This is a genomic window from Nocardioides sp. NPDC058538, assembly GCF_042719275.1.
GTDB lineage: Bacteria > Actinomycetota > Actinomycetes > Propionibacteriales > Nocardioidaceae > Nocardioides.
Genome location: NZ_JBHXNY010000001.1, coordinates 259,128 through 265,558, shown reverse-complemented (window position 1 = coordinate 265,558; position 6,431 = coordinate 259,128). Strand labels below are relative to the sequence as shown.

At 70.6% G+C, this 6,431-nt stretch carries 5 protein-coding genes; all 5 read right to left on the bottom strand.

Annotated features, from left to right (window positions below; all coding sequences use genetic code 11):
* Positions 1-93: 93 nt before the first annotated feature.
* The 5 genes from ACFWQC_RS01290 to ACFWQC_RS01270 are packed head-to-tail and all read right to left on the bottom strand — an operon-like array spanning position 94 to position 6,398.
* Positions 94-768, bottom strand: coding sequence for a sirohydrochlorin chelatase (locus ACFWQC_RS01290; protein ID WP_378671924.1), 675 nt, complete (start codon positions 766-768; stop codon positions 94-96).
* Positions 765-1,880, bottom strand: a complete 1,116-nt coding sequence (locus tag ACFWQC_RS01285; RefSeq protein ID WP_378671922.1) for a uroporphyrinogen-III synthase — start codon at positions 1,878-1,880, stop codon at positions 765-767. Before ACFWQC_RS01285 ends, ACFWQC_RS01290 begins: the two co-directional genes overlap by 4 nt.
* Before the next feature lie 41 nt (positions 1,881-1,921).
* Positions 1,922-2,272, bottom strand: coding sequence for a nitrite reductase small subunit NirD (gene nirD, locus ACFWQC_RS01280; protein ID WP_355223914.1), 351 nt, complete (start codon positions 2,270-2,272; stop codon positions 1,922-1,924).
* Positions 2,269-4,920, bottom strand: coding sequence for a nitrite reductase large subunit NirB (nirB, locus tag ACFWQC_RS01275; RefSeq protein WP_378671919.1), 2,652 nt, complete (start codon positions 4,918-4,920; stop codon positions 2,269-2,271). Before nirB ends, nirD begins: the two co-directional genes overlap by 4 nt.
* The gene (locus tag ACFWQC_RS01270; protein WP_378671916.1) at positions 4,917-6,398 is read right to left on the bottom strand and encodes an FAD-dependent oxidoreductase; all 1,482 of its coding nucleotides are present in this window, start codon (positions 6,396-6,398) and stop codon (positions 4,917-4,919) included. The genes nirB and ACFWQC_RS01270 overlap by 4 nt, the downstream gene beginning before the upstream one ends.
* Between the last annotated feature and the right edge of the window lie 33 nt (positions 6,399-6,431).

Here is a 6,431-nt window from a genome sequence, read left to right as displayed (position 1 = left end):
GCTGCCCACACCACCCGGCCCCAGCCCCCGTGCTGGTCCCCGTGGGGGCCCCCCCACGCCTCCGCCTAGCGGCTCCGGCGGCTCGACCAGCGGTTAACCGGCCTGCGCGGAACGCTCCTCCGCGAGGAGCGCCGCAGCGCGGTGCACGACCAGCTCGATCACGTCGGGGTGCGGGCCGATGACGTCGGCGACGACCTCGGCACCCGCGGCCGAGGCACGCGAGCGGACCAGGTCGGAGAAGAAGCCGGGCGCGAGCAGGTAGGGCGAGACGGCGTCGCCGGAGCGTACGACCTGGTCGATGGCCGGGGCGCCGGAGCCGGAGACGGTGGCGACCCTGACCGGACCACGCCAGGCCTTCTCCAGCATCTGACCGGCCGCCGCGATGTCGGCGCGGGCCGAGGGGTCGTTGGAGCCGGCGGCGACCAGGACGACGGGCTGTCCGGGGACCGCGCCGGCGGCGACCAGCCGGGAGACCTGCGCGGAGGCGAGCAGCGGGTCCGGTCCGAGCGCTCGGCCCATCACCACCGGCAGCCCTTCGGCGGCCTGCGGCAGGTCGACCTTGACGTGATACCCGGTCGAGAGCAGCAGCGGGACCACGACCGACGGCTGAGCGTCGGCCAGAACGTCGGTCAGCAACGGCTCGCAGAGCTCGACGTACGCAGCCTTCGACTCCATCCCCAGCACGCGGCCGGCGCGCTTGGCGATGATCGAGGCGACCGCGTTGCCGAGCAGCTGCCGGGTGCCGTGGGCGACGACGACGAGCCTCATGAGCCCACCGCCAGCCGGTAGCCGCGCTTCACGACGGTCTGGATGGTCTTGGTGCCGAGCGCCGAGCGGAGCCGGGCGACCGCCATCTCGACCGCGTGCTCGGAGCCGGCGGTGCCGGAGGGGAGCATGGCGAGCAGAGCCTGCCGGGAGACGACGATGCCGGGGTTGGCGACGAGAGCACCCAGGACGGCGGCGGGCGCCGGCGAGAGCTTCACCTCGGCGCCGTCGAGGATCACCGCGTCGCCGTGGAGCAGCAGCTGGTTACCGCCGGTGAGCTCGATGAGCAGGCCCTCGCGGCGCAGCGGCAGCTCGGTCTGGAGCATCTTGACCATGGCCGCGGTGCGGGAGCGGTCGGGGATCATGGTGGGTACGCCCCACATCTCGAAGGCGGCGGCGGTCACCGGACCGACGCAGGCCGCGACCACATCGGCCTGGAACGCCGCCACGACCTCGTCGCGCAGGCCCACCGACCCGGCGGCCTGCATGAACGCGGCCACAGCCGGCGCGGAGGTGAAGGTGACCGCGTCCAGCTCGCCGTCGGTCAACGTCTCGACCAGCCGAAACATCGGTTCGGGGTCCGCTGCCGACTCGACCCGGTAGACGACCACGTTGATGACCTCGGCGCCCTGCCGGGTCAGAGCGTGCGCGACCATCGACAGCGACTGCCCGTGCTCCTGCACCACGATCCGCTTGCCGGTCAGGTCGCGGCCGCGCAGATGCTCCAGGACGTCGTCGAACTCCTCCGACTCCGGTGCCCACAGCTCTCGCAGCCCGCGCCGCCGGATCGCCCCGACCGACTTCGGTCCACGGGCCAGGATCTCGGCGCCGCCGAGCGTCTCCAAGAGCCGGTCGAGCAGTCCCCACTCCTCCGCGGCGTCGAACCACGTACGGGTCCCGATGCCGGTCGTGGCCAGGAACATGTCGATCTTCTGGCCGATGATCTGCTCGGTCACCACACGCAGCGCGCCGGCGTCGACCCGGTTGGGGTCGACGGAGAGCGCGGGCGCCCAGACCACCTGGGCTCCCCGCCTCTCGAGCAGGTTGATCTGCTCCTCGGCCTTCCGCGCCGCGGTCACGCCGACGCGGAAGCCGCTCAACGCGCCAGTGTCCACATCGGAATCGTAGGTCCCCTGGATCATTTGTGCCGCGTTCGTCATCGCCGGGCGCCGACCCGGATCTCTCCGTCGACGACGTCGACCTCGTAGGTCGCGACCGACACCGACGGATCGTCGAGGCACTGGCCGCTCTCCAGCGAGAACGGCTGCTTGAGGAGCGGCGAGGCCACGAACGGCACCTCACCACGCGTCCCGACGATCCCGCGGGCGAGCACCGAGGCGTGGCCGTACGGGTCGAAGTTCGACAACGCGAAGACCCGGTCGTCGAGGGTACGGAAGACGGCGACGGCCTCCCCGCGTACCAGCGCGGCGATGCCCGTCTCCGGGTCGATGTCGTCGAGGCGGCAGACGGCGATGTACGTCACGGTCTGGGTCTGGGTCTCGGTCATCGCGACTCCTCCATGGTGGGCATTCCGACAGGGATCGAGGCGCCGAGCGAGACCGGGCCGACGGCGGCTGGCTCCTCGCCGACCTCCGGGACGATCTGGCCTCGGGTGGATCCGAAGGAGATGTTGGGGTCGGGGATGTCGGGGGCGTTGACGAAGGAGACGAACCGGCGCAGCTTCTCCGGGTCCTCGAGGGTGGCCTTCCACTCGTCGAAGTACGTCTCGGTGTGGCGCGCCATCGCGGCCTCGAGCTCGGTGCCCAGGCCGAGGACGTCGTCGACCACGACCTCGCGGACCCGTTCCAGGCCACCGTCGAGGGAGTCGATCCAGGTCGAGGTGCGCTGGAGGCGGTCGGCGGTTCGCACGTAGTACATGAGGAAGCGGTCGAGGTAGCTGACCAGCTCCTCGGTGCTCAGGTCACCGGCGAGCAGCTGGGCGTGGGCCGGGATGGCGCCACCGTTGCCGCCGACGTACAGGTTCCAGCCCTTCTCGGTGGCGATGACACCGAAGTCCTTGCCGCGGGCCTCCGCGCACTCACGGGCGCACCCGGAGACGCCACCCTTGAGCTTGTGCGGCGAGCGCAGCCCGCGGTAGCGGGTCTCCAGCATGATCGCGAGGCCGACAGAGTCCTGGACACCGTAGCGGCACCAGGTCGAGCCGACGCAGGACTTCACGGTCCGCAGGGACTTCCCGTACGCGTGGCCCGACTCGAACCCGGCGTCGACCAGGCGCTTCCAGATCGCCGGAAGGTCCTCCATCCGGGCACCGAACATGTCGATGCGCTGGCCGCCGGTGATCTTGGTGTAGAGGCCGAAGTCCTTGGCCACCTCGCCGATCACGATCAGGCCCTCGGGCGTGATCTCGCCGCCGGGGATGCGCGGGACGACCGAGTAGGAGCCGTTCTTCTGGAGGTTGGCCAGGTAGGCGTCGTTGGTGTCCTGGAGCTTGCGGTTCTCCTTGGCCAGCACGTGCCCGTTGAGCTGGCTCGCCAGGATGCTCGCGACGGCGGGCTTGCACAGGTCGCAGCCGCGGCCGGTGCCGTGGGCCTCGATGATCTGGTCGAAGGTCTTGTAGCCATGGATCAGGACCACGTCGAAGAGCTCGGCGCGGGTCATCTTGAAGTGCTCGCACAGACTCGTGTCGACGGTCTTGCCCTGGGCGGTGAAGTAGTCCTCGACGATCTTCTTCACCTGCACCTTGCAGGAACCACAGGTGCTCCCGGCCTTGGTCGACTTGGTGACGTCCGCGGCGCTCTCGCAGCCGTTGTCGACGGCCGCCTCGATGTCACCGCGGGTGACGTTGTTGCACGAGCAGATCTGTGCCTCCGGCGGAAGCTGGATGCCTCCCCCACCGCCACTGGACTGGGGGAGGATCAGCTCCTCCGGGTTCTCCGGAAGCATCATGCCCGAGGCGACCATCGGCCGCAGCAGGCCGTAGGCGCTCGCGTCGCCGACCAGCACACCGCCGAGCAGGCGGGTGCCGTCCTCGCTGATCACGAGCTTCTTGTAGACACCGGCGACGGCGTCGGAGTAGGTCAGCTCGAGGCACTCGTCGGTGGTGCCGTGCGCGTCACCGAAGCTCGCGACGTCGACACCGAGCAGCTTGAGCTTGGTCGACATGTCGGCGCCGGTGAAGGTGCCGGCACCGCCGAGCAGCGCGTCGGCGACGACCTCGGCCATGTCGTAGCCGGGAGCCACCAGGCCGTACATCCTGCCGCCGGGCGCGGCGCACTCGCCGACCGCCCACACATGCGGGTCGGAGGAACGGCACTGCTCGTCGACCAGCACTCCGCCGCGCTCGGCCAGGTCCAGGCCGGCAGCGCGGGCGAGCGCATCGCGCGGCCGGATGCCGGCCGAGAAGACGAGCATGTCGATCGCCAGCGGCTCCTCGACGTCCTTGAACTTCAGCGCGCTGACCTTGCCGTCGAGCACGCCGCTCTCGTCCTCGTCCACGACCGAGATCTCGACCGCGGAGTCCGGCGAGATCCGCTGGATCGAGCCTGTCGAGATTGATTCCGTCATCACTCCGGTGTGCACGGTGAGGCCGAGCTTCTCGATGTGGCGCTTGAGCGTGTTGCCGCCGGCGTCGTCGACCTGTACGGCCATCAGCCGCGGCGCGAGCTCGACCAGGTGGGTCTCGACGCCGAGCTGGTGCAGCGCGTTGGCGGCCTCCAGCCCGAGCAGGCCACCGCCGATCACGGCCCCGGACTTCGCGGTCTTCGCGGCCTCGCGGATCGCCTCGAGGTCCTCGATCGTGCGGTAGACGAAGACGTTCCCGAGCTCCGACCCCGGCACCGGCGGCACGAACGGCGCCGCTCCGGTGGCGAGCACGAGCTCGTCGTACGCCATCTCCTCGCCGTCGGCGAGCATCACCGTCTGGGCGGCGGGATCGATCTCGACGACGCTCGTGCTGGTGCGCAGGGTGACCCGCGGGTCCTCGTAGACGCCGGAGGGCAGGAAGGAGAGTGCCTCGGCGCCGACCTCGAAGAAGCTGGTGAGGGCGACCCTGTCGTACGCCGGGCGCGGCTCCTCACCGAAGACCACGATGTCGTGGGTCTCGGTCAGGCCGCGCTCGATGGCCGCGGTCACGAAGCGGTGACCGACCATGCCGTGGCCGACGACGACGACCTTCTTGCGGAGGTGAGGGCTCATGACGTAGTTCCTTCCATACTGAGCTTCCCGTTGTTGATCGGGCTAGCACTGAGCTGAGTGCCGCTGGGCCGAGTGGCCAGGAGCTGACGCACTGTCGGCGCGCAGCCACCGCATCCGGTGGTGGCACGAGTGGTGTCGCGTACGTCCTCGAGCGACCGGCACGCCCGGATCCGGCCGGCGCTGACACCGGCGCAGGCGCAGACCTCCGCGTCGTCGGGGAGCTCCGGACGCGGACTGTTGGACGGCTCGGGGAGCAGCAGCTGCCCGGCCTCGTGCTCGCCGAGCACCGTCTGCCGGTCGAAGGCCTGGGTGATCAGGCCGACCCGGCTCAGGTCACCGACGAGGGCGCCCGCGACGATGCGGCCGTCGCGTACGACCAGCTTGCGATGGGTTCCCTTGACCGGGTTGGCGATCTCGACGACCTCGCCCTTCTCGTTCTGGGGCTCGCCGAGGACGCAGACGTCGAGGTCGGTGGCGCGCAGGCGAGCGACAACCCGGTGGCCTTCGTAGACCGCCTGGTTGCCGGCGAGGACGTCGGCGAGGACCCCGGCCTGCTCCCACGCCGGCGAGACGAAGCCGGTCACGGTCGCGTTGTGCTCGGCGCAGTCGCCGATCGCGTAGACGTCCGGGTCGTCGATGCTGCGCAGCTGGTCGTCGACGACGATGCCGCGGTTGACGGTGAGCTCGGCGCGGCGGGCGAGGTTGGCTCGCGGGCGGCCGCCGGCGGTGAGCACCACCAGGTCGGTCTCGAGGGTGTAGCCGTTGTCGAGCTTGAGGCCCTCGTCGGTCAGCCTGGTCGCGCGGGCGCCGAGGTAGACCTGGGTGCCGAGCTTGGCCATCGACCGCTTGAGCACCTTGCCGGCCGACGCGTCGACCTGGCTGCTGAGCAGGTGGTCGCGACCCTCGACGATCTCGGTCTCGATGCCGCGGACCGCCAGGGCGCGGGCGACCTGGAGCCCGAGCAGACCACCGCCGACGATCACCGCGCTGCGCGGGTGGTCGTGGAGGCCCTGTTCATGGAGCAGAGCGAGCAGCCGCGCGCAGTCGTCGAGGCTGCGGAACGCCTGCACCCGCGGGTCCAGCGAACCGTCCATCCGCACCACGCCGCGGATCGGCGGCAGGCTGGGGATGGCGCCGGTCGCGAGCACGACGGCGTCGTAGGCGATCCGCGTCCGGTCGGCCAGCTCGACCGTCTTGGTGTCCCTGTGGATGTCGACCACGAGGCTGTCCAGGCGGAGGTCGACTCCCTTGTCGGCGTACCACTGCTTCTCGCGCAGCGCGAGCGCCCCGGGACGGTGGGTGCCCTCGAGCACGGCGGAGAGCAGGATCCGGTTGTACGGAGCGTGCTGCTCCTCCGCGAGCACCGTCGTCTGCGGGCCCAGGCCACGCGCGACCAGTCCCTCGACGAGCCGCGCCGCGGCCATGCCGCCACCGATGATGACGATCCTCCCGCTGGTCGAGCCGGATTCGTGAGGCACGAGCGAATCCGTGTCGAGACCAACACGGTTCGT